Origin of the sequence: Mycobacterium scrofulaceum (genome assembly GCF_001667885.1) — a bacterium.
Classification (GTDB): domain Bacteria; phylum Actinomycetota; class Actinomycetes; order Mycobacteriales; family Mycobacteriaceae; genus Mycobacterium; species Mycobacterium scrofulaceum_C.
Map to the genome: position 1 here is coordinate 21,381 of NZ_LZJW01000177.1, position 25,795 is coordinate 47,175.

A 25,795-nucleotide genomic window follows, 5' to 3' on the forward strand; every position below is an offset into this window, starting at 1 on the left:
CCGCTATGCCTCAGCTCGCTGGTTACCGCACTGCCGCCGTCACCGTTTCCGCGCTCTCCGCAGCAACTTCGGTCGCCCTGCTCGGCGCGTGCTCGTCGCCGCAGCACGCCTCGACCTCGCCGGGCACCACGCCGGCGGTGTGGACCGGTTCGCCGGCGCCGGCGGGAACCGGGACGCCCGAGGGCGGGCCGGTTGCCGCGCCGTCGGGGCCGAGCATCGTCACCCACCTGAAGGCGCCCGACGGCACCCAGGTCGCCACCGCCACGTTCCAGTTCAACAACGGCTACGCCACGGTCACCATCGAGACGACAGCCAACGGCGTGCTCTCGCCCGGCTTCCACGGGGTGCACATCCACAAGGTCGGCAAGTGCGAGCCCAACTCCGTCGCCCCGACCGGTGGCGCGCCGGGCGATTTCCTGTCCGCCGGGGGACACTTCCAGGCGCCGGGGCACGCCGCCGAGCCCGCCAGCGGTGACCTGACCTCGCTGCAGGTGCGCAAGGACGGGTCCGGGATGCTGATGACCACCACGGACGCCTTCGCCATGGACGACCTGCTCAGCGGGCAGAAGACGGCGATCATCATCCACGCCGCCGCGGACAACTTCGCCAACATCCCGCCGGAGCGGTACAACCAGACCAACGGCACCCCCGGCCCCGACCAGATGACGATGAGCACCGGTGACGCCGGCAAGCGGGTCGCGTGCGGTGTGATCGGTGCCGGCTAACAGGGCCAACGCGCGCATCGACTTCGCCCGGTCACCGCGGCCGACCCTCGGTGTGGAGTGGGAGTTCGCGCTCGTCGACGCGCAGACCCGCGACCTGAGCAACGAGGCCACCGCGGTGATCGCCGAGATCGGCGAAAACCCGCGCGTGCACAAGGAGTTGCTGCGCAACACCGTCGAGGTCGTCAGCGGTGTCTGCAGATCCGCGCCCGAGGCGATGGAGGATCTGCGGGAAACGCTCGGCCCGGCGCAGCGCATCGTCCGCGACCGCGGCATGGAATTCTTCAGCGCGGGCGCGCACCCGTTCGCCCAGTGGTCCACCCAGAAGCTCACCGACGCGCCCCGCTACGCCGAACTGATCAAGCGCACGCAGTGGTGGGGCCGGCAGATGTTGATCTGGGGCGTGCACGTGCACGTCGGAATCTCCTCGGCGCACAAGGTGATGCCGATCATGACGTCCCTGCTGAAGTACTACCCACACCTGCTGGCCCTGTCCGCGTCCTCACCGTGGTGGACCGGCGTGGACACCGGCTACGCCAGCAACCGCGCGATGATGTTCCAGCAGTTGCCGACCGCCGGCCTGCCGTTCCAGTTCCAGACCTGGGCGGAGTTCGAGGGCTTCGTCTACGACCAGAAGAAGACCGGCATCATCGACCACGTCGACGAAGTCCGTTGGGACATCAGGCCTTCCCCGCACCTGGGCACCATCGAGGTGCGGATCTGCGACGGCGTGTCCAACCTGCGCGAGCTGGGCGCGTTGGTGGCGCTGACGCACTGCCTGGTGGTGGACCTGGACCGCAGGCTGGAAGCCGACGAGACGTTGCCGACGATGCCGCCGTGGCACAACCAGGAGAACAAGTGGCGCGCCGCCCGCTACGGGCTGGACGCCATCATCATTCAGGACGCCGACAGCAACGAGCGGCTCGTCACCGAGGACCTCGACGAGGTGCTGAATCGGCTTGAGCCCGTGGCGAAATCGTTGAACTGCGTCGACGAGTTGGCCGCGGTGGCCGACATCCCAAGGCTGGGCGCCTCGTACCAGCGGCAGCGCCGGGTGGCCGAAGAAAACGACGGCGACCTGCGGGCCGTGGTCGACGCGCTGGTGGCCGAGCTGGAGATCTGATGGAGTTGGCGATGTTCCCGCTGGAGTCGGCGCTGCTGCCCGACCAGGATCTGCCGTTGCGGATCTTCGAGCCGCGCTACGGCGCGCTGGTCCGGCACTGCCTGGACACCGGCGACCCGTTCGGCGTGGTGCTGATCTCGCGGGGGCGTGAGGTCGGCGGCGGCGAGGGGCGCTGCGACGTCGGGGTGTTGTCGCGGATCACCGAATGCGTCGACCACGGCGCCGGCCGGTACTCCATGCGTTGCCGGACCGGGGAACGGATCCGGGTCTCCGAATGGTTGCCCGACGATCCCTACCCAAGGGCGACGGTGACCACGTGGCCCGACGAGCCGGGCGAAGAGGTCACCGCCGCCCAGCTGATCGAGGTCGAGGACAAGGTGATGGCCCTGTTCGAGCGCATCGCCGACGCGCGCGGCATCGACCTGCCCGACCGGGCGGCGCTGCTGGGCGAGGACCCGGCCGCTGACCCCGGACAACGCCTGTACGTGTTGGCGTCTCGCATCCCGATCGGCACGGCCGACCTCTACGCGGTGCTGTCGGCGCCGTCGGCCGGCGAGCGCCTGGCGGCGCTGCGCGAGGCGGTCGACGCGCTCGCCGAGGTGGTCGAGTTCCAGCTTTCCGAATAGTTCGACAGGGGACCGGATGAAGGTACATCTGCAGGTCAGCGGTTCACCGGTGGACGCGACGGCCAGCGCCGCCGAGATCGCGGCGACGGGTGCCGACGGCCTGTTCACCTTCGAGGGCCAGCACGACGTGTTCTTCCCGCTGGTCCTCGCCGCCGGCACCACCCGCCTGGACCTGATGACCAATGTGGCGATCGCGCCGCCACGCAGCCCGCTGCACCTGGCGCACGCCGCCTACGACCTGCAGCTCTACAGCGGGGGACGATTTCGGCTCGGCCTCGGCTCGCAGGTGAAGGCCCACATCGAAAAGCGTTACGGCAGTAGGTGGGAGCGGCCCGCGGCCCGGATGGCCGAAACGATCGCGGCCATCAAGGCGATCTTCGCGGCCTGGGAAGGCCGCGGCCGCTTGGACTTTCGCGGAGAGTTCTTCACCCACACCATCATGGCGCCCAACTTCAACCCCGGTCCCAACCCGTTCGGGCCGCCGCCGGTGCTGCTGGGAGCGCTGGGCCCGGTGATGACGCGCACCGCCGCGGAGGTGGCCGACGGGCTGCTGGTGATGCCGTTCAACAGCGCCCGCCACTTCGCTGAACGCACCCTCCCCGCCGTGGACGAGGGGCTGCGGCGCTCCGGGCGATCCGCCGAGGACTTCGAGATCATCGTCGCGGCGATGGTGGCCGTCGGCCGCGACGAGGCAGACCTGGCCGCCGCGATCGACGGTGTGGCGTCGCTGATTTCGTTTTACGGCTCCACGCCCGCCTACCTGCCCGTGCTCGAGGCCGAGGGCTGGGCCGACGTCCAGCCCGAGCTCAACGCCCTGTCCAAACAGGGCCGCTTTCCCGAGATGCGCCGGCTGATCAGCGACGACATGGTGGCCCGCATCGGCATCGTCGGCACCCCCGAGGAATGCGCCCGGCAGATCGCCGCCCGGTTCGGGGAGCGCGCCGCCGAGGTGTGCTGCTATTTCCCGGGTTACACGCCGGCCGCCGCGGACATCGCTGACCTGATCGGCGCCCTGCACCGCGTCCCGGCGCTGCGATGAGCCCCGATCTCACCGTCGACGTCGACGCGGGCGTCGCGGTGCTCACGCTCAACCGGCCCGAGCGGCTCAACGCCTACACCGCCGAGATGGGTGCGCTGCTGAGCCGGACGTATTCCGATTGCGACGGTGACGACGACGTCCGGGCCATCGTCGTGACCGGGGCCGGGCGCGCCTTCTGCGCGGGCGCGGATTTCTCCGGCGAGACAAGCCCTTTCGACGCGCCCGGCGAGCAGTTCTCGGCGTCGCCCATCACCCCGGCCGCCTTCGAGCTGCGCAAGCCGGTGATCGCCGCCGTCAACGGCCACGCGATCGGCATCGGCTTGACGATCGCCCTGCAGGCGGACCTGCGCATCGTCGCCGACGACGCGAAATACGGTGTGGTGCAGGTCCGCCGGGGAGTGCTCCCCGACTGCATGGCGCACTGGACGCTGGCGCAGCTGACCACGCTGGGGGTGGCCGCGGACATCCTGCTGACCGGGCGCACCTTCGGCGGGGCGGAGGCGGTGACGCTCGGCATCGCGAACCGGGCCCTGCCCGCCGCCCAGGTGCTCGACCACGCGGTGGCGGTGGCCCGCGACATCGCGGTCAACGTCGCGCCGATGTCGGCGGCGCTGTGCAAGCGGCTGCTCTGGGACACCGCGATCAACGGCTATGCCCCGCGGCAGGTCGCCGCGCTGGAAACCCAGCTGCACCAACGAGTGATGGGCACCGCCGACGCGGCCGAGGGCGTGGCGGCGTTCGTCGAGAAGCGGCCGCCGCGGTTTACCTCGAAGGTGTCCCGCGAGTGGGAGCCGCTGCCGCCGAGCCGGTAAGGGTGGGCGATCAGCTCGCGCACAACCGCTCGGAGAGCGTCCACCAGTCGGCCGCGCGCTCGTCATCGCGGGCGTGTGGGGCGAGCCCGTCGCTGATCCGGCAGTCTTCCAGGTACAGCCCGCCCCGGCCGTCGAGCTCGGGGCCGACCGCGGCCCAGACCTGTGTGGCCGCACCCTGGTCCGGTGTGAGGAAGTGGAGGTGGCCGTCGCTCGGTTCGCCGTGCGCCGCGCTGTTGGCGGCGACGAGCCTGCGCAGGTCGGAAAAATCCTTGCGGGACATGTAGCGCGCCAGCGAGGTGGCCACGGTGCCGGGATGGACGGCGAAGGCGCGAACACCCGCGTCGCGCAGGCGGCGGTCGGCCTCCCGGGCGTGCAGGATGTTGGCCGTCTTGGACGCCCCGTAGGCGACGAACTTGTCGTAGTCGCGGCGCTCCCAGTTGGGATCGTCGAAGTCGACGTCGCCCATGACGTGCCCGCCGGAGGACAGCACCACCAGCCGGGCGCCCTGCGCGGCGGCCAACTGAGGGGTCAGCAGCCGGGTGAGCTCGAAATGGCCGAAATGATTTGTGCCGATCTGGGTTTCGAAGCCGTCCGCCGTCCGCCCGAACGGGGTGAACATCACGCCGGCGTTGTTCATCAAGACGTGGATCGCCGGCGCGACGTCGGCGCTCGCCCTGGCCGCCGCGCGAACGCTCGACAGCGCGGTCAGGTCGAGCCGCACGGTCGACGTGTATGCGCCGGGTACGTCCTGCGCTATCCATCCGACGGATTCGGCCAGGGCGGCATGGTTGCGCGCCGCGAGGACGACGTGCGCGCCGGCGGCGGCCAACGCTCGGGCGGACTCGCGGCCCAGCCCGCTCGACGCGCCGGTGATCACACATGTCTTGCCGGACAGGTCGATTCCTTCGACGACATCGGATGCGGTGCGTCGTTCGATCATGCGGCCAGAGTGTATGCGGTCAGGCCACGCCGACGGCGACTTTGCCGGGGACCTCTTCGACGGGATGGATGCGGCCGGTGACCACTAGGCCGGTCACCAGCGCGCCGACGAAGTACAGGCCGGCGGCGACGTGTAGCAGGCGCGCGAAACTGGCGTCGGTCATGGTGCCGGCCGCGATCAGGCCCACGCAGGCAACGGAACTGAGCGCCGACGTTCTGCCCACGGCGTTTTGCAGCGCCGCCGCGACGCCGCTGCGGGCCGCGTCGACCGAGGACAGATTCAGCGCGGCCAGCGGCGTCAGGGTGAGCACCGAACCGATGGCCACCACGATCGTCCCGGGCAGCAGGTGCGTGAGGATGTTGAACCCGTGACCGGGACGAATGAGCAGCAGCCCCAACCCGGCCAGCAGCGGGCCCGTCGTCAAAAAGATCCGAGGCCCGATGCGCGCGGCCAGCCTGCCGACGCGTTTGGCGAACAGGAACGAGATGATCGGTGTGGGCAATGTGGCCAATCCCGCGACGGTCGCGCAATAACCGGCGACCTCCTGGGTGTACAGAGCGACCGCCAGGGCGCCCATCGTGATGGCGCCGTAGACGAAGCCGGTGGTCACGTTGGCACCCGCGAAATTGCGAATCCGGAACAGCCCGAGCGGCACCAGCGGGTGCGGGGCACGGCGCTGCCAGGCGGCGAACGCGACCAGCGCGGCGACGCCGACACACAGCGAGGTGGCGACGCGGGGATCCGACCAGCCGTGCTCGCGCGATTCGATCAGGGCATACACCGTGGCGGCCAGCCCCACGGCCGACAGGACGACACCGGCGACGTCGAGGCGGACGCGCTGGGCCGGCCGCGGCGTCGAATGCAGCCAGAACGTCAACGCGAAACCGATGACCATCGGAACGGCCGACAAGACGTAGATCCATCGCCAACTGAGCAAGTCCACCGCCAGGCCGCCCAGCAGCGGGCCGAGCGCGAACGCCGTGCCCGTCCAAGCGGTCCAGGTGCCGATGGCCGTCGCGCGCTCCGCGCGATCGAACGTCGAATTGATCAACGCCAGTGACCCGGGCACCAGAAACGCCGCGCCGAGACCCTGGACGACGCGCCCGGCGATCAGCATGACCGGCGTGGGGGCGCCGGCCGCGAGCACCGAACCCGTCCCGAACGCCACCAGTCCCAGGCGGATCACCGGCACCCGCCCGAACAGGTCGGACAGGGAGCCGCCGGGCAGGATCGTGGCCGCCTGCGCCAGCAGATAACCGTCGACGATCCACTGCTGCAGGCAGAGCCCGCCGCCGAGGTCGCGCGCGGTGGCCGGCAGCGCCAGGTTCACCACCGTCGTGTCGAGGAAGGCGACCATCGAGACCATGGTTGCCACGACCATGACCCGGGTCGTCGGAGCGACGTTCCTCAGCTTCGGCAGCGGGGCCGCGGGCGCGGCCAGAACGACCCCAGGAGACGGCTGCATTGCGATCATGTCGGTCTCACGGTGCGGCCGCCGTCGTCGTTCATATGAATCCTCCCTCGACGGCCGCCGAATCCGGTGATCCGGCAACCTTCTTCGAGAAGATGTATTCGACGGGGTTACAACCCGACCGGGAATCAGCTGTGGTGCGCGTGTGCCCGTCGTCCACCGTCGCGGGCGGCCCGTTGCACCAGCTGCGGTGCGATGGCCCTATGCAGGGGACCAACGACGGCCCAGACCGCTCGGCCCGCGAGTCTGCGGTGGTAGTGCACGCGAGTGGTGAGTGTGGCCCGCAGGCCGTCCTCGCGTCGCAGCGCCAGTTCACCTCGCATGAGCGGCCCGCTCGCCGCAAGGACGATCTCGTCGTGATCCGAGCGGGCGACGGACCAGCCGATCGGGTGGTCGGTCGACGGATGCGGCGCGAGGTCGAAACTCAGGACGTGGCGATGGATCCACCGCACGGCGCCTCCGCCGGATTCGCGGCCCAGCGCGTCGCGGAACATCTGCTCGGCCGAGCGCGTGTCGCCGGGCTGGATCGTGGCCTCGAAGACGTCGGTGTAGTCGGACGCTGTCCCGCTGGACCGCTCGTTAAACGCCGCAGCCGCAACGCGTTTCAGCGTCGCGCGGGTCACCACCGCGTGACCGCCGGTGCCGATGACGAGGCGGCGGTAGATCCGTCCGTGCAGGCCGGGAAACGCCGCCCACGTCGTGGCGCGTAGCCGGGTGCGGTCCCGCGATTGTTCATCCAGCTCGAACACCCACCGATACACCGCGAACGGGTGACGGCCTTTCAGCGCGAGCCGCTCCGGCGGCCTTGCCTCGTCGAGGACGAAACCGATTGGCACGGTGGCGGGGTCGTCCGGATTGCGGCACAGCACCCGCAGCAGCGCCGACCACGTGTCGGCGCGATTCGCGTCGATGGTTATGGCATGCTCATCGATATAGGGTAATCGTTCCATATAGAAGGACCATACTAGATCGTGGCACCTCCGCGGAAGCATGAAACCGATGTGATCCTCGACGCCGCCCGGGCGCTGGTGCTCGACGGCGGTCCGCGCGCGGCCAGCGTCGCGGCGATCGCCAAGGCCAGCGGCGCGCCCGCGGGCACCCTGTATCACCGGTTCGGCAACCGCGACGGGATCCTGACGGCGGCGTGGCTGCGCGCGCTCGAACGCTTCCAGGCGCGCGCCCTGGCCGCGGACGGCCCGACGCCCATGGACACCGCCGTCGCAATGGCGGTGTCCGCCGTCGGCTTCGCGCGCGAGCTGCCCGAGGACGCCCGGCTGTTGCTGACGATCCGGCCCGGTGACCTGCTCGACGACGAACCCGACGCGCAGTTCCGGGAGACGCTGGCGACGATGAACGCGCCGCTGACCGAGCGGGTCGCGGCGTTGGCCCGGCAGCTGTACGGCAACAGCAGACCCCGCTCGGTCGACGCCGTCGCGCGGGCCGTCGCGGACCTGCCCTATGCCGTGGTCCGCCGGCACGCCCACGACGATCCGATGCCGCGCTGGCTCGAGGACGACGTCGCCGCGTCGGCGTTGGCGGTGCTACGGAGCTTTGGCGAACGCCCGTAGCGAGTCCACCTGCGCGGGATCCAGTGAGGGGCGCACGATTTGGCGGGCCGCCGCGATGTCGGCGGCCGTCACGTCGGTGGCATCGATCGAGCGCCGCATCGCGGTCAGCGCCGCCTCGCGCAGCAGCGCCACGCAGTCGGCGGCGCTGTAGCCGTCGAGCCCGGCGGCCACCTCGTCGAGGTCGACGTCGTCGCTCAGCGGGACCGATTTGCCCGCGGTGCGCAGGATTTCGCGGCGGGCGGCGGCGTCGGGCGGTTCGATGAAGACGTGCCGCTCCAGCCGGCCCGGGCGCAGCAGCGCCGGGTCGATCAGGTCCGGCCGGTTGGTGGCGCCCAGCACGACGACGTCGCGCAGCGGGTTGACGCCGTCGAGTTCGGTCAGCAGCGCGGCCACCACCCGGTCGGTCACGCCCGAGTCGAAGCTCTGCCCGCGCCGCGGCGCCAGCGCGTCGATCTCGTCGAGGAACACCAGCGACGGCGCGGAGTCGCGGGCGCGCCGAAACAGTTCGCGGACGGCCTTTTCCGAGCTGCCTACCCACTTGTCCATCAGCTCGGAGCCCTTGACCGCGTGCACGGACAGCTGCCCGGTGCTGGCCAGGGCGCGCACGACGAAGGTCTTACCGCAGCCGGGCGGCCCGTAGAGCAGCACCCCGCGGGGCGGTTCGACACCCAACCGGGCGAAGGTGTCGGGGTGCTGCAGCGGCCACAGCACGGCCTCGGTCAGCGCCTGCCTGGCCTCCGCCATGTCGCCGACGTCGTTGAGGGTGATGTTGCCGACGGTCACTTCCTCGCTGGCCGAGCGGGACAGCGGCCGGATGACCGTCAACGCGCCGACGAGGTCCTCCTGGTTCAGCTCGGGCGGGCGCCCGTCGGCGCTGGCCCGCGACGCCGCCCGCAGCGCCGCCTCCCGCAGCAGCGCGGCCAGGTCGGCGACCACGAAACCCGGTGTGCGAGCGGCGATCTCATCGAGGTCGAGGCTGCCCGCGGGCACCGACTTGAGCAGCGACTCCAGCAGCGCCTTGCGGGTGCCGGCGTCGGGCAGCGGCAGGCTGAGCTCCCTATCGCACAGGTCCGGCGCCCGCAGCCGGGCGTCGAGCTGGTCGGGCCGCGCGGAGGTGGCGATCAACGCGACGCCCTCGGTCGCCACGGCGCTGCGCAGCTCACCCAGGATCAGGGCGGCGACCGGCTCGGGGGTGGCCGGGAGCAGCGCGTCGACATCGGTGATCAACAGAACGCCGCCGCCGTCGCGGACCGCCCGCACCGCCGAGCTCACCGTCTTGAGCCGGTCCTCCGGCGTCAGGGCGCCCACCTCCGGGCCGTCCAGCTTGACCATCCTGCGGCCGTCGCACACCGCGCGCACCAGCGTCACCTTGCCCACCCCGGCCGGGCCGGACACCAGCACGCCCAGGTTGGCGCCGGCGCCCAGGGACTTGAGCAGGTGCGGCTCGTCGAGCGCCAGCTTGAGCCATTCGGTGAGCTTGGCGGCCTGCGGCTGCGAGCCCTTCAGTTCCTCGAGGACCGTCTCCGGGCTGGCGACGTCGACCAGGTCGGTCGGCAGTGTCGCGCCGGCGGCCGGCACGCCGGCGCCCCAGGTGACCAGCGAGTTGGGCTGCACGCTGACCGGCCCCGGCGGGTCCACGCCGGTCACCGTCAACAGCTCCGAGGTCCAACTGATGCCCACCGAGGCGGCCAGCGCGCGGGTGGCGGCCGCCGTCGAGAAGCCCGGGCCCAGATCGCGGGGCAGCAGCGACACGGCGTCGCCGACGGTCAGCACCTTGCCGAGCAGGGCCTGCCGCAGGGTCACCGGCGAGATGGACTGGCTGGCCAGCGACGAGCCGGACAGCGTCACCGACCGGGCGCCGTAGACGGTGACCGCGCGAACGATCACCGCGGTGTCCTCGCGCAGCCCGGCGTTGGACAGCGTCACGTCGTCGAGCAACGCGGTGCCGACCGGAGTGTCCGGCCCGGCCAGGCCCGCCACCGCCGCCGTGGTCCGCGAGCCGGTCAGCGACACCGCGTCCCACTCCCGAATGCCAAGGGCCGCAACCACGCTCGGGTGCAGCCGGACGACGCCGCGGCGCGAGTCGACGGCGGAGGTGTTCAACCGCGCGGTGAGCGTGAGCTGACGGGCCGCATCCTCGCCCGGCCGGCTCATGGCAGGCGCCCGCCCGGTTTGCGCAGCCCGAGCCGCGCCATCGACCGGCGGTGCGGCTGCGCCCGGCGGATCGCGCGGCGCGCGGCGCGGCGCTGCTTGGGTTCGTCGGCCCACGCCTCGGGGTGCGCCGCCAGCCAGCGCTGGTTGCGGACCGCGAACGGCACGTGGCACAGGTAGGCGACGATGATGACCCAGATCAGGACGTAGGGGGCCAGCACCGCCGCGGCCGCGCAGATAGCCAGCAGCGCCAGCAGCGGCGCGGCCCAGCTGGGCGGCACCGCCGCGGCGTGCATCTTGCGCATCGGGATCTTGCTGATCATCAGCATCGACGTCCCGGTGATCCAGATGCACAGGAACGTCGTGGACGTCCACCAGCCCTCGCCGAACTGCAGCTTGAGCCCGATCAGCCCGATCATCGACACCGCGCCCGCCGGCGCCGGCATGCCGACGAAGAACTCGTGGGTGTAGGCGGGCTGGCTGCCGTCGCTTTGCAGCGCGTTGTACCGCGCCAGCCGCAGCACGACGCACACCGCGTAGAGCAGGATCACCACCCAACCGGCCGGCGACTTCGTCAGCATCGTCACGTAGAGCACGATCGCCGGCGTCACGCCGAAGTTCACCGCGTCGGCCAGCGAGTCGATCTCCTCGCCCATCCGCGACTGGGCGTCCAGGATGCGGGCCACCCGGCCGTCCAGCCCGTCCAGGATGGCCGCCGCGGCGATCAGCGCCATCGCCGCCTTGGGCTGGTGTTCGAGGGCGAACCGGATCGAGGTCAGGCCCGCGCAGATGGACAGCACCGTCATCGCGCTGGGCAGGATCTGCAGGTTGACCGACGGCCTGCCGCGCGGCTTGCTGATCATGGCAGCTCGGCCAGCACGGTCTCGCCGGCGATCGCCCGCTGGCCCTCGCGGACCAGCGGTTCGGCGCCCGCCGGCAGATAGGTGTCGAGCCGGGAGCCGAACCGGATCAGGCCGTAGGTGTCGCCGATCGTCAGCTTGTCGCCCACGCGCGCGTCGCAGATGATGCGGCGCGCGAGCAACCCGGCGACCTGCACCGCCACCACCTCCGCGCCGGTGGGCGTCCGGATCCGCAGGCTGGTGCGCTCGTTCTCGGTGCTGGCCGCGGTCAGGTCGGCCGAGCCGAACCGGCCGGGCCGGTGCTGCATGGCGATCACCTCGCCGCTCACCGGGGCGCGCTGCACGTGGGCGTCGAGCAGCGAGAGGAAGATGCTGACCCTGGGCAGCGGCGCGTCGCCCATCCCGAGTTCGGCCGGCGGGGCGGCGGCGTCGATCACGCACACCAGCCCGTCGGCGGGTGCGACGATGGCGCCCGGCCGGGTCGGCGGCACGCGCGGCGGGTGGCGGAAGAATCCGGCGCAGGCGCCCGCCGCCAGCAGGCCGGCCCGCCGGATCCACCGGTGGCGGCGGCCGGCCAGCGCGACCGCCAGGCCGCCCGCGATGAACGGACGGCCGGCCGGATGTACCGGCGGAACGGTCGAGCGCACCAACTCCAACGCGTGCTGCGGGCTGAAGGATGGGTCCTCGGCCGTAGGGCCGACAGGGCGGGGGCGTCGTGCCACGCGGCCATCTTACGAAAGCGGCGGCCGGTTGGTTCGGGCCCGCAGCGGGAACGTTCACCTTCGACATGCATCCGAATGAGGACCGGGCGCCGCGGTTGCGCCGCGCGAAGATCGCCGTCACCGCCGTGTTCATCGCCCACGCCGTGGGGTTCTCGTCGTGGGCCGCGCACATTCCGGCGGTCAAGGCCGGGCTCGGCCTGTCCGACGCGGCGCTGGGGTCGGCGTTGTTCGGCGCGCCGCTGGGCTCGGTGTTGGCCACGGTGGCCAGTCACTGGGCGTTGCCGCGCTGGGGGAGTCACCGGCTGATCCCGGTGACGGCCGCCGGCTACGCCCTCGCCGGGACGACGGTCGGGCTGGCCCGCTCCGGGCCGGAGTTGTTCGTGGCGCTCGCGTTGTGGGGGACGTTCCAGGGCGGCCTCGACGTCGCGATGAACACCCAGGCCGCCACGGTCGAGCGGCTGGCGCACGCCCCGATCATGGCCCGCTTCCACGGCATGTGGAGCCTCGGCGCGTTGCTGGGCGCCGTGATCGGCGCGGCGTGCGTCGGGGCCGGCATCGGGCTGACTCCGCAGCTGGCGGTGGTCGGCCTGGTCGTCCTGTTCGTCGTCGGGGCGCTGGCGCGCGGGCTGGTCCCGGACCCGGCGGCCGGCGCCGCGGCGTCGCCCGCCAAAGGGGCGTGGCTGACGCCGACGGTGGCGATCCTGGCGGCGGTGGCCTTCGTGTCGTTCCTGTGCGAGGGCGCCGCCACCGACTGGTCGGCCAACTACCTGCGCAACGTCGTCGGCGCCGGGCCCGGGGTGGCGGCGCTGAGCTATGCGGCCTACACGCTGACGATGGTCCTGACCCGGCTGGGCGCGATACGCCTGCACTCGCGGGTGTCGGCCCGCCGGTTGCTGCCGGCGCTCGCCCTGTTCGCCGCGGCGGGCATGGGTGTGACGCTGGCGACCGCCAATCCCGTTGTCGCCCTGGCCGGTTTCGCCGCCCTGGGGGTCGGCGTGGCGCTGTTGGTGCCGACCGCGTTCAGCGCGGCCTACGGCGCGGGCGGGGCGGGCTCGGCGATCGCGATCGTCGCCGCGACGGGTTGGCTGGGTTACCTGCTGGGGCCGCCGCTGATCGGGCACCTGGCCGACCGGGTCGGCCTGTCGGCCGCCCTGGTGACGATTCCGGTGCTGATGTCGGTCATCGCGGTCGCCATCCGCTGCGCAGCCGCGTTCGACCGGGCCGACGATTTCCATCGGCAGGTCGCCGCCCCCGCCGGCTAGGTCAGGTCCCAGACCTGCAGCTCGGTCCCCTCGGGCACCTCCACCACGTCCTCGGGGATGTCCAGCAGCGCGTTCGCCGACGCCAGCCACCGCAGGTGGTGCGAGGCCGGCGGGCCGTAACTGGTGACGGTGGCGGTGTCGCGGTCCAGCACCGCGCGGCGGAACTGGCGCTTGCCGCGCGGCGAGGTCAACGATTCGGTGAGCACGGCCGCCCGGGGCGGGCGCTCCGGATCGGGCAGGCCCATGGCCCGGCGCAGCGCGGGGCGGATGAACACCTCGAAGGACACCAGGGCGCTGACCGGGTTGCCGGGCAGGGTGACGATCGTCGCGCCGCCCACCCGTCCGATGCCCTGCGGCATGCCGGGCTGCATCGCCACCTTGACGAACTCGACGCCCTGGTCGCCCTCGCGGCCGAAGGCGTCCTTGACCACCTCGTAGGCGCCGGCGCTGACCCCGCCGCTGGTGATGATCAGGTCGCAGTCGGACGCGTAGCGATCGAGGATCGAACTGAACTGCGCCACATCGTCTTCCGCGGTCGCCACCGCGATCACGTCGGCGCCGGCGTCGCGGACGGCCCCGGCCAGCATGATCGAATTCGACTCGTAGATCTGCCCCGGCCGCAGCGGATTGCCGGGCGCCACCAGCTCCGACCCGGTCGACATCACCAGCACCCGCTGGCGGGGCAGCACCGGCAGCTCGGCCATCCCGAGCGCCGCGGCCAGGCCGAGCACGGCCGGCGTCACCACCTGGCCGCGCCGCAACACCGTCGTGCCGGGGGCGACGTCCTCGCCCGCGCGCCGGATGTGCCTGCCGGCCTCGCGGGCCGCGCGGATCGACACGACATCCACGCCGCCGTCGGTGTCTTCGACCGGCACGACGGCCGTCGCACCCGCGGGCAGCGGCGCGCCGGTCATGATGCGGTGCGCGGTGTTGGGTTGCAGCGTCAGCTCGTCGGTGCGCCCGGCCGGAATGTCCTCGGCGACTTTGAGCGTCACCGGGTGCTCGGGTGTGGCGCCGGACGTGTCTTCGGCGCGCACTGCGTATCCGTCCATCGCGGAGTTGTCGAAGACCGGCAGCGCCAGGCGCGCGATGACGTCGTCGGCCAGCACCAGCCCCTGCGCCTCGGCCAGCGCGGCGGTGGCCGCCGGGCGGGCACGGATCAGTTCGGCTACGACGCGCTGATGTTCTTGGACCGACCGCACCGGGCCATTATCGGCCCGCCGACGGTTCGGGCCGACGTAGAGTCGAGAACGTGATTACCGGGATGGCCCACACCGGGGTGTGTGTTCCGGATTGCGAGGCGGCCGTGGCGTTCTACCGCGACGTGTTGGGCCTGCATGTGCTCTCGCCGCCGTACGTCATGACCGGTAACGCCATTCGCGACGACATGGGCGAGCTGGTCGCGGACCCCAGCATGAAGGCGGCCATCGTCGGGCTCGACGGCGACGGCGACCGGGTGCTCGAGGTGATCGAGTACCTCAACGCCGACGGCACCGACCCCGCCGAACGCGCCCTCACCGACCCGGGGCTGTCCCACGTCGGGCTGATCTGCGAGGACCTGGACGCGACTCGGGCGGAACTGGAAAGCAAGGGCGTGCGCTTCCTGGTCAGCGGGATCGCGGAGGTCGCGCGCGTGCGCACCACCTGGTTCGCCGACCCGTGGGGCGTGGTGTTCATCCTGGTGGAGAAGAGCCGGCCGCAGCGACCCTACTTCGCCCAATGGGACTGAAGCCGCGCGTCGGGATCATCGGCGCCGGCGCCGGCGGCATCGCCATGGGCATCCAGCTGGCGCAGGGCGGCTACGACTTCACCATCTTCGACCGGGCCGACGGATTCGGCGGGACCTGGCGCCACAACACCTTTCCGGGCGCGGCGTGCGACGTCCCGTCGCACCTGTACTCCTATTCCTTTGCGCCCAACCCGCGGTGGAGCAAGACGTATGCCAACCAGCCCGAGATCCTGGCCTACCTGGAAAAGGTCGCCAGCGACCACGGGCTGGACGCGCACCTGCGGGCGAACACCGCGGTGGCCGCCGCGCGCTGGTCGGACACCCGACGCCGCTGGACCCTGACCGACGACGGAGGCCGCGAGCACGAGGTCGACGTGGTGGTCAGCGCCGTCGGGATGCTCGACGTGCCCCACGTCCCGGACATCCCCGGCGCGCACCGATTCCGCGGCCGCCAATTCCATTCGTCCCGTTGGGATCACAGCAAGTCCACGGCCGGTGAGCGGGTGGCGTCCATCGGCACGGGCGCCAGCGCCATCCAGTACGTGCCCGCGATCGCGCGGGAAACGGCGCACCTGACCGTGTTTCAGCGCACCCCGATCTGGATCGCGCCCCGCTTCGACTTCCCGTTCACGCCCGAACAGCAGGAGCTGTTCGAACGCCACCCCGAGATGGCGCTCAAGCTGCGCGACGAGGCCTTCGACGTCTACGAGTCGTCCAGCTTCGACGTCGACGCCGCGCAGACGCGGGAAGCGACCGAGCTGGCCCGCAGCTACCTGATGCGCAAGGTCGTCGACCCGGAGTTGCGCGCGAACCTGATGCCGGACTATCCCGCCGGCTGCAAACGGCCGCTGATGTCGCGCGAGTGGTATCCGACGTTCGCGCTGCCCAACGTCACCCTGGAGACGACCGCCATCGCGGAGCTGACCGAGCGCGGCGTGCGCACCGTCGACGGCGTCGAGCACCGCGTCGACACCATCATCTACGGCACCGGGTTCAAGGCCGCCGACTACCTGGCCAGCGTCGACGTCCACGGGTCAGGCGGGCGCCGCCTCGCGGACGACTGGAGCGACGGGGCCGAGGCCTACCTGGGCACACTGGTGGCGGGTTATCCCAACTTCTTCACCCTGTACGGCCCCAACACCAACGGCGTCAACTCGATCATCTACATCCACGAGGCGCAGACCACGTTCGTCCGCCACATCCTCGACGTGATGACCGCCCGCAACGCCCGCACGGTGCAGGTGACCCCCGACGCGCAGCGCCGCTATAACGACGAGATCCAAGCCGCCATGGTGGGCAAGGTCTGGCTCGCGTGCGACAACTACTTCCGCCATCCCAGCGGCAAGGTGGTCACCCAATTGCCGTACAGCGGGCGGACGTTCTTCGAACGCACCCGCGAGCTGGTCGACGCCGACTACCGCTTCGGCCGGTGACCGGTCGGCGGCCGCAGCCGCCGCCCGCGGACCCTGGCGGACGCGCTCGGCACGCGCCTCAGGCCCGGGCGCCTCGGACGTTTGACCCGCTCAGCGGTCCTGACCGGGGCGCTGTACGCCGTCTCGACCTTCATCCGCAACCACGCCGCGGCGCGCTTCGTCCTCACCTGCACCGACAAACCCTACGTCGCGGCCGCGCCGCGCATCGGCGAGCGGCCCGGAATGTTCGTTCACCGTTAACCCGACTGCGGCACCCAATAGTTGTCGTGCCGGACGAACCACTCCCGGCGTTCCTCGTCGGTCATGTCGGCCAGCGCCGCGAAGCCCTCGAAGTAGGCCTCGCGCGGGGCGCCCGGGGCGAACAGCATCAGGATCGACGCCGGCTCGTCGGCGTCGTTGCGGAAGCCGTGCACGCCGCCCGGCGGCACGTAGAGGAAGTCACCCGGATGCCCGTCGGCCCACTGGGTGCCGTCGTAGAGCTTCATGGTCCCGGACAGCACGAAGAACGCCTCGGACATCGCCCGGTGGAAGTGCGGCCCGGGGCCGCCGCCGGCCGGCGGGATGTCGACCCGGTACAGCCCGTAGTCGCCGTCGGTGGCCTGCTGATTGGCGAGGTAGTGATATCGGACGCCCCCGGCCTCGTAGTCCGGAGGCGTGTCGGCGCGTTTGAGCCAGGCGCTGACCTCCGGCTCGTCCTCGGTGTATCGGGGCGGCGGATAGGGCGGCACGACGAGCGACATGGTTTCCAGCCTGCCAGTTAGCATCGCGGGAGTGGAGGCCACGGAGGAGGTTCGCGCGCAACGGCTGCTCGACGCCCAGGACAAGGCGGCGCGGTTGTTCGACGAGGTCGAGCGGCGCGGCGTCGTCCGCCCCGGCGTTTCCGAACGTCAGCTGTCCGACGAGATCAACCGCCTGGCCGCGCAACTGTTCGGCGTGACCCGGCACTGGCATCGGCGTGTCGTGCGGGCCGGCGAGAACACGTTGCAGCCCTTCAGCGAGCGCCCGCCGGACCGGGTGGTGACCGACGGCGACATCGTGTTCCTGGATTTCGGGCCGATCTTCGCCGAGTGGGAGGCCGACTTCGGCCGCACCTTCGTGCTCGGCGACGACCCGGCGAAGGCGGCGCTGCGCGACGCGCTGCCCCGGGTGTGGCGGGCCGGCCGCGAGTACTTCGACGCGCGCCCGGCCGTCACCGGGGCCCAGCTGTTCGACTTCGTCGTCGGCGTGGCCCACGCCGAGGGCTTCGAGTTCGCCAGTCCCATCGCCGGTCACCTGGTGGGGGAGTTCCCGCACAAGAAGATCGCCGGCCCCGGCGTCCAGTGGTACATCGCGCCCGGGTCGAACAAGCCGATGCGGCGCAGGGACCCGGCCGGCCGCCTGTGCCATTGGATCCTGGAAATCCATCTGGCCGACCGGGTCCGCGGCTTCGGCGGTTTCTACGAGCAGCTGCTCGACCTCACGGATACGTGACGCCGGTCAGCTCCTCCGACACCGCCCACAACCGCCGCTGCAGGTCGACGTCGTGCGACTTCGAGCTGGACGACACCAGCTTCGGGTAGCCGCGCGTTTCGGCGAAGCCGTCGGGGCCGTAGTACTGGCCGCCCAGTACCCCGGGATCGGTCGCGGCCCGCAGCGTCGGCAGCGCGCCCATCGCCGCGTCCTGGGCGATGACGTTGAAGAACACGTTGACGAGCGGCCGGAACACCGTGGGCGTGTAGCGGCCCAGCTCGGTGTTCGAGCCGCCGGGGTGGGCGGCGACCGCGATCGTCGTGCCGTGCGAGGCGAGCCTGCGCTGCAGCTCGTAGGTGAACAGCAGGTTGGCCAGCTTGGCCTGCCCATAGGCCGCGACCCGGTTGTAGGAGCGCTCCCACTGCAGGTCGTCGAAGTGGATGTCGGCGAGGATGCGGTGGCCCATGCTGCTCACCGTCACGACCCGCGATCCGGGGACCGGCAACAGCCGCTCCAGTACCAGGCCGGTGAGCGCGAAGTGGCCCAGGTGGTTGGTGCCGAACTGCATCTCGAAGCCGTCTTTGGTGGTTTCCTTCGGCGTGTACATGACGCCCGCGTTGTTGATCAGCAGGTCGATGCGGTCGTAGTCGGCCTTGAGCTGGTCGGCCGCGGCGCGGACGGACTCCAGCGACGTCAGGTCGAGCTCCTGCAGGACGACGTCGGCGTGCGGGCTGGCGGCGGTGATCCGCGCGGCGGCGTCCTTACCCTTGTCGAGGTTGCGCACCGCGAGCACGACGCGCGCCCCGTGCTCGGCCAGCGCGGCGGCGGTCTCGTACCCGAGGCCGGTGTTGGCACCGGTGATGACGGCGACCCGTCCGGCCTGGTCGGGAATGTCTTGTGCGGTCCACTTGGCCTGGGAAGTAGCCATGCGAGCTCCTCGGAGTAGTAAGGTAAACGGGGCGAGCGCTCCGGTTGATTCGACTATACGGAACGTGCGCCCCGTTTTGTCAACCGATGGGTGGTGAACACTTGGCCGGGCCCGCGAGGCCGTTGCGCGCCGACGCCGCGCGTAACCGCGCGCGCGTGCTGGACGTCGCCTACGAGACCTTCGCGGCCGAAGGCCTGTCGGTGCCCATCGACGACGTCGCGCGGCGCGCCGGGGTGGGGGCCGGCACCGTGTACCGGCACTTCCCGACGAAGGAAGCGCTCTTCACGGCCGTGATCGAGGACCGGATGCGGCGCCTCGTCGACGACGGGCACGCCCTGCTGGAGTCCGAGGGACCGGGGGAGGCGCTGTTCGCGTTCCTGCGCTCGATGGTGCTGCAATGGGGCGCCGCGGACCGCGGCCTGGTCGACGCCCTCGCCGGGTACGGGATCGACATCGCCTGCGCCGCTCCCGACGCCGAGGACGCGTTCAAGGCGATGCTGGGCGAGCTGCTGCGCTCCGCGCAGGACGCGGGCACCGCGCGCCGCGACATCGACATGCGGGACCTCAAGGCGATCCTGGTCGGCTGCCAGGCGATGCAGGCCTACGACTCGGCGCTGGCCGCGCGGGCGACCGACGTCGTCATCGACGGTTTACGCGTGCAGCGATAAGGCCTGCCGTGTTCTTGCACTCGGCATAGGCGAGTGCTAAGAATGACGTTGGCACTCGCGACAGGTGAGTGCTAGGTCGGGACGGTGAGACCAGCAGACACCTGGGGTCGTCCGTCGCGGGCACTGCACCCGGCCAGCGTAAGTAATGGGGTGGCCACACGTGGTCACCCGGTGTCATTCCCGATCCGGAGGAATCACTTCGCAATGGCCAAGACAATTGCGTACGACGAAGAGGCCCGTCGCGGCCTCGAGCGGGGGCTCAACGCCCTCGCCGACGCGGTAAAGGTGACGTTGGGTCCCAAGGGCCGCAACGTCGTCCTGGAGAAGAAGTGGGGTGCCCCCACGATCACCAACGATGGTGTGTCCATCGCCAAGGAGATCGAGCTGGAGGACCCGTACGAGAAGATCGGCGCCGAGCTGGTCAAGGAAGTCGCCAAGAAGACCGACGACGTCGCCGGTGACGGCACGACGACGGCCACGGTGCTGGCCCAGGCGCTGGTCCGGGAGGGCCTGCGCAACGTGGCGGCCGGCGCGAACCCGCTAGGCCTCAAGCGCGGCATCGAGAAGGCCGTCGAGAAGGTCACCGAGACCCTGCTGAAGCAGGCCAAGGAGGTCGAGACCAAGGAGCAGATCGCCGCCACCGCAGCGATTTCCGCGGGCGACCAGTCGATCGGCGACCTGATCGCCGAGGCGATGGACAAGGTCGGCAACGAGGGCGTCATCACCGTCGAGGAGTCCAACACCTTCGGCCTGCAGCTCGAGCTCACCGAGGGCATGCGGTTCGACAAGGGCTACATCTCGGGCTACTTCGTCACCGACGCCGAGCGTCAGGAAGCGGTCCTCGAGGACCCGTTCATCCTGCTGGTCAGCTCCAAGGTGTCGACGGTCAAGGACCTGCTCCCGCTGCTGGAGAAGGTCATCCAGGCCGGCAAGCCGCTGCTGATCATCGCCGAGGACGTCGAGGGCGAGGCCCTGTCCACCCTGGTCGTCAACAAGATCCGCGGCACCTTTAAGTCGGTGGCCGTCAAGGCCCCCGGCTTCGGTGACCGCCGCAAGGCGATGCTGCAGGACATGGCGATCCTCACCGGTGGCCAGGTCATCAGCGAGGAGGTCGGCCTGTCGCTGGAGAGCGCCGACGTCAACCTCCTCGGCAAGGCCCGCAAGGTCGTCGTCACCAAGGACGAGACCACGATCGTCGAGGGCGCCGGTGACCCCGACGCCATCGCCGGCCGCGTGGCCCAGATCCGCCAGGAGATCGAGAACAGCGACTCCGACTACGACCGCGAGAAGCTGCAGGAGCGCCTGGCCAAGCTGGCCGGCGGTGTTGCGGTGATCAAGGCCGGGGCGGCCACCGAGGTGGAGCTCAAGGAGCGCAAGCACCGCATCGAGGACGCGGTGCGCAACGCCAAGGCCGCCGTCGAGGAGGGCATCGTCGCCGGTGGTGGCGTGGCCCTGCTGCACGCGACCCCGGCGCTGGACGAGCTGAAGCTCACCGGCGACGAGGCGACCGGCGCGAACATCGTGCGCGTTGCGCTCGAGGCCCCGCTGAAGCAGATCGCCTTCAACTCCGGGCTGGAGCCCGGCGTTGTCGCCGAAAAGGTCCGCAACTCGCCCGCCGGCACCGGCCTGAACGCCGCCACCGGTGAGTACGAGGACCTGCTCAAGGCCGGCGTTGCCGACCCGGTCAAGGTCACCCGCTCGGCGCTGCAGAACGCGGCGTCCATCGCCGGGCTGTTCCTGACGACCGAGGCCGTCGTCGCCGACAAGCCGGAGAAGGCGGCCGCTCCCGCGGGCGACCCGACCGGCGGCATGGGCGGTATGGACTTCTAAGTCCCGTACGAAGAAGCCCGGTCCCCTTGGGGGCCGGGCTTTTTCGTTGCCCGCCGTGTCGAGTGTGGGGGATATGCGCGTCAACACCCGCGAATTCGTCCACATCACCCACGCTCGGCGCATACGCAGATGGGCTGTCGCGGCAAATATGCCGGAATGGAGCCATTCCGGGGCAGCGATGCGCTAAGGAACGGCGCGGTTACCCGCAGTCAATTGCGCACCCGATATCGTGCGGTCTTCCGGGACGTGTACATCGGCAGGGACGCGGACCTGACAGCCGCCGCCAAGGCGCGCGCAGCTTGGCTGGCGACGGGTTCGACTCTGGCCGGACTGTCTGCCGCCGCGGTCCTCGGCACGAAATGGGTCGATGCGTCGGCGCCCGCGGAGATCGTGCGGTTCGACCGGCACAGTCAGCGGGGCATGGTTGTCCGCAGCTATCAGCTCGCCGCTGACGAGGTGCGCGTCATCGCCGGAATGCGCGTGACCACCGCGGCCCGAACAGCTTTCGACATCGGGCGGGGCTCGCCCGCTATCAGGGCCGTCCCCATCCTGGACGCGTTGCTCAACGCGACCGGTATCAAGCCCGCCGAGGTTGTCGCTTTGGTGGACCGCCACCGCGGAGCCCGCGGCAGTGTCCGGTTGCGAGCCGCGCTGGATCTGGTCGACGGCGGGGCGGAATCACCTCAGGAGACCCGGGTGCGGCTGCTTCTGGTGCGAGCTGGTCTGCCAAAGCCGGAGACGCAGATCGAGTTTCCCGACCTACGCATCCGGGTCGACATGGGATGGCGTGTATGGAAGGTCGCGGTCGAGTATGACGGCATCCAGCACTGGGAGGACCGCTATCAACGGTCTTGGGACATCGAGCGAATCGCCTTACTGGAGGCGGCCGGCTGGGCGGTGGTCAGGGTGAGCGCCGAGATGTTGTCTCGACCGCAGGTGATTGTCGAACGCGTCAAAGCGAAGCTCGTCGAGCGTGGGGCCTATGGCCGGATTCCAGGCGTTTCGCGTGCATAGCGCCCACACTCGTCGGCCCAGAGGTCACGGTCCGGGTCAGAAGGCGACGCGGCTCACCGGGAGAACACCACGCAGTCGTGCAGGCACCCCTTCGCCGCGCCGGGGGAGCCGGGGTCGGCCTCGCGATGCAACAGCGCGCGGGTGGGCACGACGGCCAGGCGAACGGCGTCCCCGCCGGGTTCTTCAAGGCTGACCTCGGCCGTGCCGTCGACGATCAGCGAATAGCCGCCCGGCTCGGGTGGGGGCCACAGCAGGGTGACGTCGGGGCGCTGCGCCAGATTCTGCCGAGTGCGGCCGCCGATGAGGCCGACGTCCAGGGTCGCCTCGCGGAGCCGCGGCTCGACCGTGACGGTGTGCACGCGGTAGTCGTCGTCGACGGTGACCAGGTAGGCGTACGGGTAGTCGGGAAGGGCGGCGGCCAGGCGCTCGACGTCCACCTGCTTCTTGGTGCGCATGACCTCAGGATAGGCGCGGGCCTGGCAGCTACAGCGTGCGTGGAACCCGCGCCGCGGGCAGGCCGAACGTGAGCTGACCGCTGCTGCTGAAGTGGAAACCGAGGTTCTGCAGCACCTGCTGCCAGGGCGCCAGTTTCTCGACGGCCGCCGACGCGTCGGCGTGGTAGCCGTACATCGCCTCCACGTCCGACGCCCACATCTGGTCGTAGGCGGCCTCGATGTCGGCGATCGCGGGGGTGTTCTGGCCCAACCAGTTGGTGGCCGACAACGCCTGCGCCAGCGCGCGATTGGCCGCGACCACCGCGGGCTGCACCGTGGCCGCGAGCGCCCCCTCGAACGCAGCCGCCACCGCCGAGGCCTGGCTCGACACCGCTTGGGCCTGGGCCGCCGCCGCGCTCAGCCAGCTGACGTAGTGCGTGGCCAGGGCCATCATCGCCGCCGAGGATGGCCCCTGCCAGGATCCGCTGGCAAGATTTGACGTAACCGAAGAAAACGACGATGCTGACGATGCCAGGTCCTCGGCCAGGCCGTCCCAGGCTTCCGCGGCAGCAAGCAGCGGCCCGGCTCCGGGACCCGAGAAGATTCGTGCCGAGTTGACTTCTGGCGGCAACCACGCAAAATGCGGGCTCGTCACCGGCTCAACTTACCCGGGATTTGGCTGTTTTGGTGGCGTTATTGCGCGGCTACCGGCCGCGGTTGCCGACCACGGACCAACTTGCCTGGACGGGCGTCGGTCGGCACGCCGTTCTCCGCGATCACTTCGCCGGCCACGATCGTCGCGACGTACCCATCGGCGGTCTGGTCCAGGCGGCGGCCCCCGGCCGGCAGATCGTAGGTGATGACCGGTTTGTGCAGGCGCAACGCGGCGTGGTCGATGACGTTGAGGTCGGCCTTGTAGCCGACGCCGATGCGCCCCCGGTCGCCCAGCCCGGCGATGCGGGCCGGCACCGAGGTGAGTTCGCGGACGGCCTCCGGCACGGTGAACCGCCCCGACTTGCGGTCGCGCGCCCAGTGCGTGAGGAAGTACGTCGAGTAGCTGGCGTCGCAGATCATTCCGTAGTGGGCGCCGCCGTCGCCGAGCCCGAGCACCACGTCGTCGCGGTGCAGCAGCTGGCCCACGGTGTCCAGCGAATTGCCCTGCAGGTTGCTGGTCGCCACCAGCAGCATGGCGCGCCCGTCGTCGTCGAGCAGCCGGTCGTAGGCCTCCTCCATCGGGTTCACCCCCCGGGCCCGCGCCCGCGCCCCGATCGAGGTCGACGGGTCCGGCTCGTAGTCGGGGGTGTCGCCCAGCGGGTAGATCCAGTCCCACATCTGGGCCACGTACAGGATCGGGTGCCCCTGGCCGGGCTTGTCGGCCAGGATCCGGGCGCGCACCTCCGGCTTGCGCATCTCGGCAACCCGCTCGGCCAGCGGCAGGTGGGCGATCTCGCGATAGCTCGGGTAGAGCACGAACGGGTTGGCCGACAGCTGCAGCCCGATGATCAGCCCGATCGGGCGCGGCAGCAGCTGGGCGGTGATGTCACCGCCGGCCGCGTTGGCCTTCTCGATCATCGTGATGGCGTCCTCCCACGTCGGGTCGCCCGAGTTGGCCACCACCAGCGTGAAGGTCAGCGGCAGGCCGACGTCCTCGGCCACGTCGAACACCGTCTGCAGCACGTGCTCGTAGCCGCCGGCCGGGATATCCGGCACGAACTGCAGCAGGCCGCCGCCGCCGTCGACCACGCCGCGGGCGATCTCCTCGATCTCCTCCCGGGCGGCGTCGTAACTCGGGATGGGCGAACCGCTTTCGGTCTTGTGGATGGTCAGCCGCGACGACGCGAACCCCAGCGCCCCCACCTCGACCGCCTCCTTGGCCAGCGCCCGCATCTTGGCGAGGTCCTCGGCGGTGGCCGGCTCGCGGTCGGCGCCGCGCTGGCCCATCACGTAGACGCGCAGCGGTGAGTGCGGCAGGTACGCGGCGACGTCGATGTCCCGCTTGCCGGCGTCCAGCGCGTCCAGGTATTCGGGGAACGTCTCCCACGTCCAGGGCAGGCCGTCGGTCATGACGACGCCGGGGATGTCCTCGACCCCGGCCATCACGTCGACCAGGACGTCGTGGTCTTCCTGGCGGCACGGCGCGAAGCCGACGCCGCAGTTGCCCATGACCACCGTGGTCACGCCGTGCGCCGACGACGGCGTCAGGCGTTCCGACCAGATGGACTGGCCGTCGTAGTGGGTGTGCAGATCGACGAAGCCCGGGGTGACCAGGAGGCCGGTGGCGTCGATCTCCCGGTCGGCGCGCTCGCCGTTGACCCGGCCGACGGCCGCGATAACGCCGTCGCGCACCGCGACGTCGCCGACGTACGGCTCACCACCGAGCCCGTCGACGATGGTGCCGTTGCGGATGATCAGGTCGTAGGTCATTCAAATAATCTACGACCGCGCCCGCCGGTCGTGCCAGGATCTAGTGTCGCTGGTATGGCCAACACCTCGAGCCCCGACGCCGCCGTCCAAGAACTGCTCCGCGACGCGTTCACCCGGTTGATCGAACACGTCGACGACATCGCCGACGGCCTGACCGATGCGGTCGCGCAGTACCGGGTGACCCCGAGCGCCAACAGCATCGCCTGGCTGATCTGGCACAGCGCGCGCGTCCAGGACATCCAGCTGGCCGACGTCGCCGGCGTCGAGCAGGTCTGGCTGCGCGACGGCTGGGTGGACCGGTTCGCCCTCGACCTGCCGCGCAACGACACCGGCTACGGGCACGGCCCCGAGCAGGTCGCCAAGGTCAAGGCGCCCGTGGATCTGCTGTCCGGCTACTACCACGCGGTGCACAAGCTCACGCTCGAATACATCGCCGGCGTGACCGCGGCCGAGCTGGAGCGGGTGGTCGACACCAACTGGGACCCGCCGGTGACGGCCAGCGCCCGGTTGGTGAGCATCATCGACGACTGCGCCCAACACCTCGGGCAGGCGGCCTACGTCCGCGGGATCGCGCCCTAAGGGTCTTCCGG

27 protein-coding genes are annotated in these 25,795 nt (G+C 70.8%); 15 read left to right on the forward strand and 12 right to left on the reverse strand.

The features are described from left to right. The first annotated feature begins 5 nt into the window (after positions 1 to 5). The 5 genes from sodC to A5681_RS24705 are packed head-to-tail and all read left to right on the forward strand — an operon-like array spanning position 6 to position 4,322. Positions 6 to 725 carry a superoxide dismutase[Cu-Zn] gene (gene sodC, locus A5681_RS24685; RefSeq protein ID WP_067282069.1) on the forward strand — a complete coding sequence of 240 codons (720 nt, stop codon included), beginning with the start codon at positions 6 to 8 and terminating at the stop codon, positions 723 to 725. After that, on the forward strand, positions 715 to 1,845 hold the full coding sequence (locus A5681_RS24690; protein ID WP_067282072.1) for a glutamate--cysteine ligase: 1,131 nt from the start codon (positions 715 to 717) through the stop codon (positions 1,843 to 1,845). The genes sodC and A5681_RS24690 overlap by 11 nt, the downstream gene beginning before the upstream one ends. Further along, the gene (locus A5681_RS24695; protein WP_067282074.1) at positions 1,845 to 2,471 is read left to right on the forward strand and encodes an LON peptidase substrate-binding domain-containing protein; all 627 of its coding nucleotides are present in this window, start codon (positions 1,845 to 1,847) and stop codon (positions 2,469 to 2,471) included. The genes A5681_RS24690 and A5681_RS24695 overlap by 1 nt, the downstream gene beginning before the upstream one ends. Positions 2,472 to 2,487: 16 nt before the next feature. Further along, the gene (locus A5681_RS24700; protein WP_067282077.1) at positions 2,488 to 3,510 is read left to right on the forward strand and encodes a TIGR03617 family F420-dependent LLM class oxidoreductase; all 1,023 of its coding nucleotides are present in this window, start codon (positions 2,488 to 2,490) and stop codon (positions 3,508 to 3,510) included. Further along, the gene (locus A5681_RS24705; protein ID WP_067282081.1) at positions 3,507 to 4,322 is read left to right on the forward strand and encodes an enoyl-CoA hydratase/isomerase family protein; all 816 of its coding nucleotides are present in this window, start codon (positions 3,507 to 3,509) and stop codon (positions 4,320 to 4,322) included. The genes A5681_RS24700 and A5681_RS24705 overlap by 4 nt, the downstream gene beginning before the upstream one ends. Before the next feature lie 10 nt (positions 4,323 to 4,332). Here A5681_RS24705 and A5681_RS24710 read toward each other — a convergent pair whose 3' ends face one another. The 3 genes from A5681_RS24710 to A5681_RS24720 form a co-directional block, all read right to left on the reverse strand. Continuing rightward, positions 4,333 to 5,262 (reverse strand): SDR family NAD(P)-dependent oxidoreductase, encoded by a 930-nt coding sequence (locus A5681_RS24710; protein WP_067282084.1) that lies wholly within the window; start codon positions 5,260 to 5,262, stop codon positions 4,333 to 4,335. A gap of 19 nt (positions 5,263 to 5,281) precedes the next feature. Next, a complete protein-coding gene (locus tag A5681_RS24715) occupies positions 5,282 to 6,643 on the reverse strand; it encodes an MFS transporter (RefSeq protein WP_067282385.1) in 1,362 nt (453 codons plus the stop codon). A 218-nt stretch (positions 6,644 to 6,861) separates the two neighbouring features. Beyond that, the gene (locus tag A5681_RS24720) at positions 6,862 to 7,683 is read right to left on the reverse strand and encodes a DUF2867 domain-containing protein (protein ID WP_067282088.1); all 822 of its coding nucleotides are present in this window, start codon (positions 7,681 to 7,683) and stop codon (positions 6,862 to 6,864) included. A gap of 21 nt (positions 7,684 to 7,704) precedes the next feature. Here A5681_RS24720 and A5681_RS24725 point away from each other — a divergent pair, with 21 nt between their 5' ends. Continuing rightward, complete coding sequence (locus A5681_RS24725) at positions 7,705 to 8,301, forward strand: TetR/AcrR family transcriptional regulator (protein ID WP_067282091.1); 597 nt, start codon at positions 7,705 to 7,707, stop codon at positions 8,299 to 8,301. Here the strand turns inward: A5681_RS24725 and A5681_RS24730 are convergent. The 3 genes from A5681_RS24730 to A5681_RS24740 are packed head-to-tail and all read right to left on the reverse strand — an operon-like array spanning position 8,275 to position 12,034. After that, entirely contained in the window at positions 8,275 to 10,455 is a 2,181-nt protein-coding gene (locus A5681_RS24730; protein ID WP_067282096.1) for an AAA family ATPase, read from the reverse strand. The genes A5681_RS24725 and A5681_RS24730 overlap by 27 nt on opposite strands. Next, positions 10,452 to 11,315 (reverse strand): CDP-diacylglycerol--serine O-phosphatidyltransferase, encoded by an 864-nt coding sequence (pssA, locus tag A5681_RS24735; protein ID WP_067282099.1) that lies wholly within the window; start codon positions 11,313 to 11,315, stop codon positions 10,452 to 10,454. The genes A5681_RS24730 and pssA overlap by 4 nt, the downstream gene beginning before the upstream one ends. After that, positions 11,312 to 12,034, reverse strand: coding sequence for a phosphatidylserine decarboxylase (locus A5681_RS24740; protein WP_067282102.1), 723 nt, complete (start codon positions 12,032 to 12,034; stop codon positions 11,312 to 11,314). Before A5681_RS24740 ends, pssA begins: the two co-directional genes overlap by 4 nt. A gap of 65 nt (positions 12,035 to 12,099) precedes the next feature. Between A5681_RS24740 and A5681_RS24745 the strand changes: the two genes are divergently transcribed. Next, positions 12,100 to 13,296, forward strand: a complete 1,197-nt coding sequence (locus A5681_RS24745) for an MFS transporter (protein ID WP_067282107.1) — start codon at positions 12,100 to 12,102, stop codon at positions 13,294 to 13,296. Here the strand turns inward: A5681_RS24745 and glp are convergent. After that, a complete protein-coding gene (glp, locus tag A5681_RS24750; protein ID WP_067282112.1) occupies positions 13,293 to 14,498 on the reverse strand; it encodes a gephyrin-like molybdotransferase Glp in 1,206 nt (401 codons plus the stop codon). The two genes, A5681_RS24745 and glp, sit on opposite strands and share 4 nt — an antisense overlap. Before the next feature lie 50 nt (positions 14,499 to 14,548). Between glp and A5681_RS24755 the strand changes: the two genes are divergently transcribed. From A5681_RS24755 to A5681_RS27310, 3 genes are all read left to right on the forward strand, one after another. Then, positions 14,549 to 15,025, forward strand: coding sequence for a VOC family protein (locus tag A5681_RS24755; RefSeq protein WP_067282115.1), 477 nt, complete (start codon positions 14,549 to 14,551; stop codon positions 15,023 to 15,025). Beyond that, positions 15,016 to 16,458, forward strand: coding sequence for a flavin-containing monooxygenase (locus A5681_RS24760; RefSeq protein ID WP_067282119.1), 1,443 nt, complete (start codon positions 15,016 to 15,018; stop codon positions 16,456 to 16,458). Before A5681_RS24755 ends, A5681_RS24760 begins: the two co-directional genes overlap by 10 nt. An 81-nt stretch (positions 16,459 to 16,539) precedes the next feature. Further along, entirely contained in the window at positions 16,540 to 16,698 is a 159-nt protein-coding gene (locus A5681_RS27310) for a hypothetical protein (protein WP_156738146.1), read from the forward strand. On the opposite strand, the gene A5681_RS24765 is transcribed toward A5681_RS27310, so the two are convergent. Then, positions 16,695 to 17,198, reverse strand: coding sequence for a cupin domain-containing protein (locus A5681_RS24765; protein ID WP_067282122.1), 504 nt, complete (start codon positions 17,196 to 17,198; stop codon positions 16,695 to 16,697). The two genes, A5681_RS27310 and A5681_RS24765, sit on opposite strands and share 4 nt — an antisense overlap. A 31-nt stretch (positions 17,199 to 17,229) precedes the next feature. On the opposite strand from A5681_RS24765, the gene A5681_RS24770 reads away from it, so the two are divergent. Continuing rightward, positions 17,230 to 17,928 carry a M24 family metallopeptidase gene (locus tag A5681_RS24770; protein ID WP_067282126.1) on the forward strand — a complete coding sequence of 233 codons (699 nt, stop codon included), beginning with the start codon at positions 17,230 to 17,232 and terminating at the stop codon, positions 17,926 to 17,928. Here the strand turns inward: A5681_RS24770 and A5681_RS24775 are convergent. Beyond that, a complete protein-coding gene (locus A5681_RS24775) occupies positions 17,915 to 18,835 on the reverse strand; it encodes an SDR family NAD(P)-dependent oxidoreductase (RefSeq protein ID WP_067282129.1) in 921 nt (306 codons plus the stop codon). The genes A5681_RS24770 and A5681_RS24775 overlap by 14 nt on opposite strands. A gap of 86 nt (positions 18,836 to 18,921) precedes the next feature. On the opposite strand from A5681_RS24775, the gene A5681_RS24780 reads away from it, so the two are divergent. From A5681_RS24780 to A5681_RS24790, 3 genes are all read left to right on the forward strand, one after another. Then, positions 18,922 to 19,503, forward strand: coding sequence for a TetR/AcrR family transcriptional regulator (locus A5681_RS24780; protein WP_067282133.1), 582 nt, complete (start codon positions 18,922 to 18,924; stop codon positions 19,501 to 19,503). A gap of 204 nt (positions 19,504 to 19,707) precedes the next feature. After that, complete coding sequence (groL, locus tag A5681_RS24785; protein WP_067282136.1) at positions 19,708 to 21,333, forward strand: chaperonin GroEL; 1,626 nt, start codon at positions 19,708 to 19,710, stop codon at positions 21,331 to 21,333. A 156-nt stretch (positions 21,334 to 21,489) separates the two neighbouring features. Then, the gene (locus tag A5681_RS24790) at positions 21,490 to 22,347 is read left to right on the forward strand and encodes an endonuclease domain-containing protein (protein WP_067282139.1); all 858 of its coding nucleotides are present in this window, start codon (positions 21,490 to 21,492) and stop codon (positions 22,345 to 22,347) included. Between the two features lie 53 nt (positions 22,348 to 22,400). Here A5681_RS24790 and A5681_RS24795 read toward each other — a convergent pair whose 3' ends face one another. Genes A5681_RS24795 through A5681_RS24805 form a run of 3 tightly spaced genes read right to left on the reverse strand, consistent with a single transcriptional unit; the run spans position 22,401 to position 25,205 of the window. Continuing rightward, positions 22,401 to 22,802 carry a pyridoxamine 5'-phosphate oxidase family protein gene (locus tag A5681_RS24795; protein WP_067282142.1) on the reverse strand — a complete coding sequence of 134 codons (402 nt, stop codon included), beginning with the start codon at positions 22,800 to 22,802 and terminating at the stop codon, positions 22,401 to 22,403. Positions 22,803 to 22,830: 28 nt separating this feature from the next. Continuing rightward, the gene (locus A5681_RS24800; protein WP_082946117.1) at positions 22,831 to 23,436 is read right to left on the reverse strand and encodes a PPE family protein; all 606 of its coding nucleotides are present in this window, start codon (positions 23,434 to 23,436) and stop codon (positions 22,831 to 22,833) included. A 38-nt stretch (positions 23,437 to 23,474) separates the two neighbouring features. Continuing rightward, a complete protein-coding gene (locus tag A5681_RS24805) occupies positions 23,475 to 25,205 on the reverse strand; it encodes an N-acyl-D-amino-acid deacylase family protein (protein WP_067282145.1) in 1,731 nt (576 codons plus the stop codon). A 54-nt stretch (positions 25,206 to 25,259) separates the two neighbouring features. Here A5681_RS24805 and A5681_RS24810 point away from each other — a divergent pair, with 54 nt between their 5' ends. Further along, positions 25,260 to 25,784: a mycothiol transferase gene (locus A5681_RS24810; protein ID WP_067282148.1), complete on the forward strand. Its 525-nt coding sequence runs from the start codon at positions 25,260 to 25,262 to the stop codon at positions 25,782 to 25,784. Positions 25,785 to 25,795: the final 11 nt, after the last annotated feature.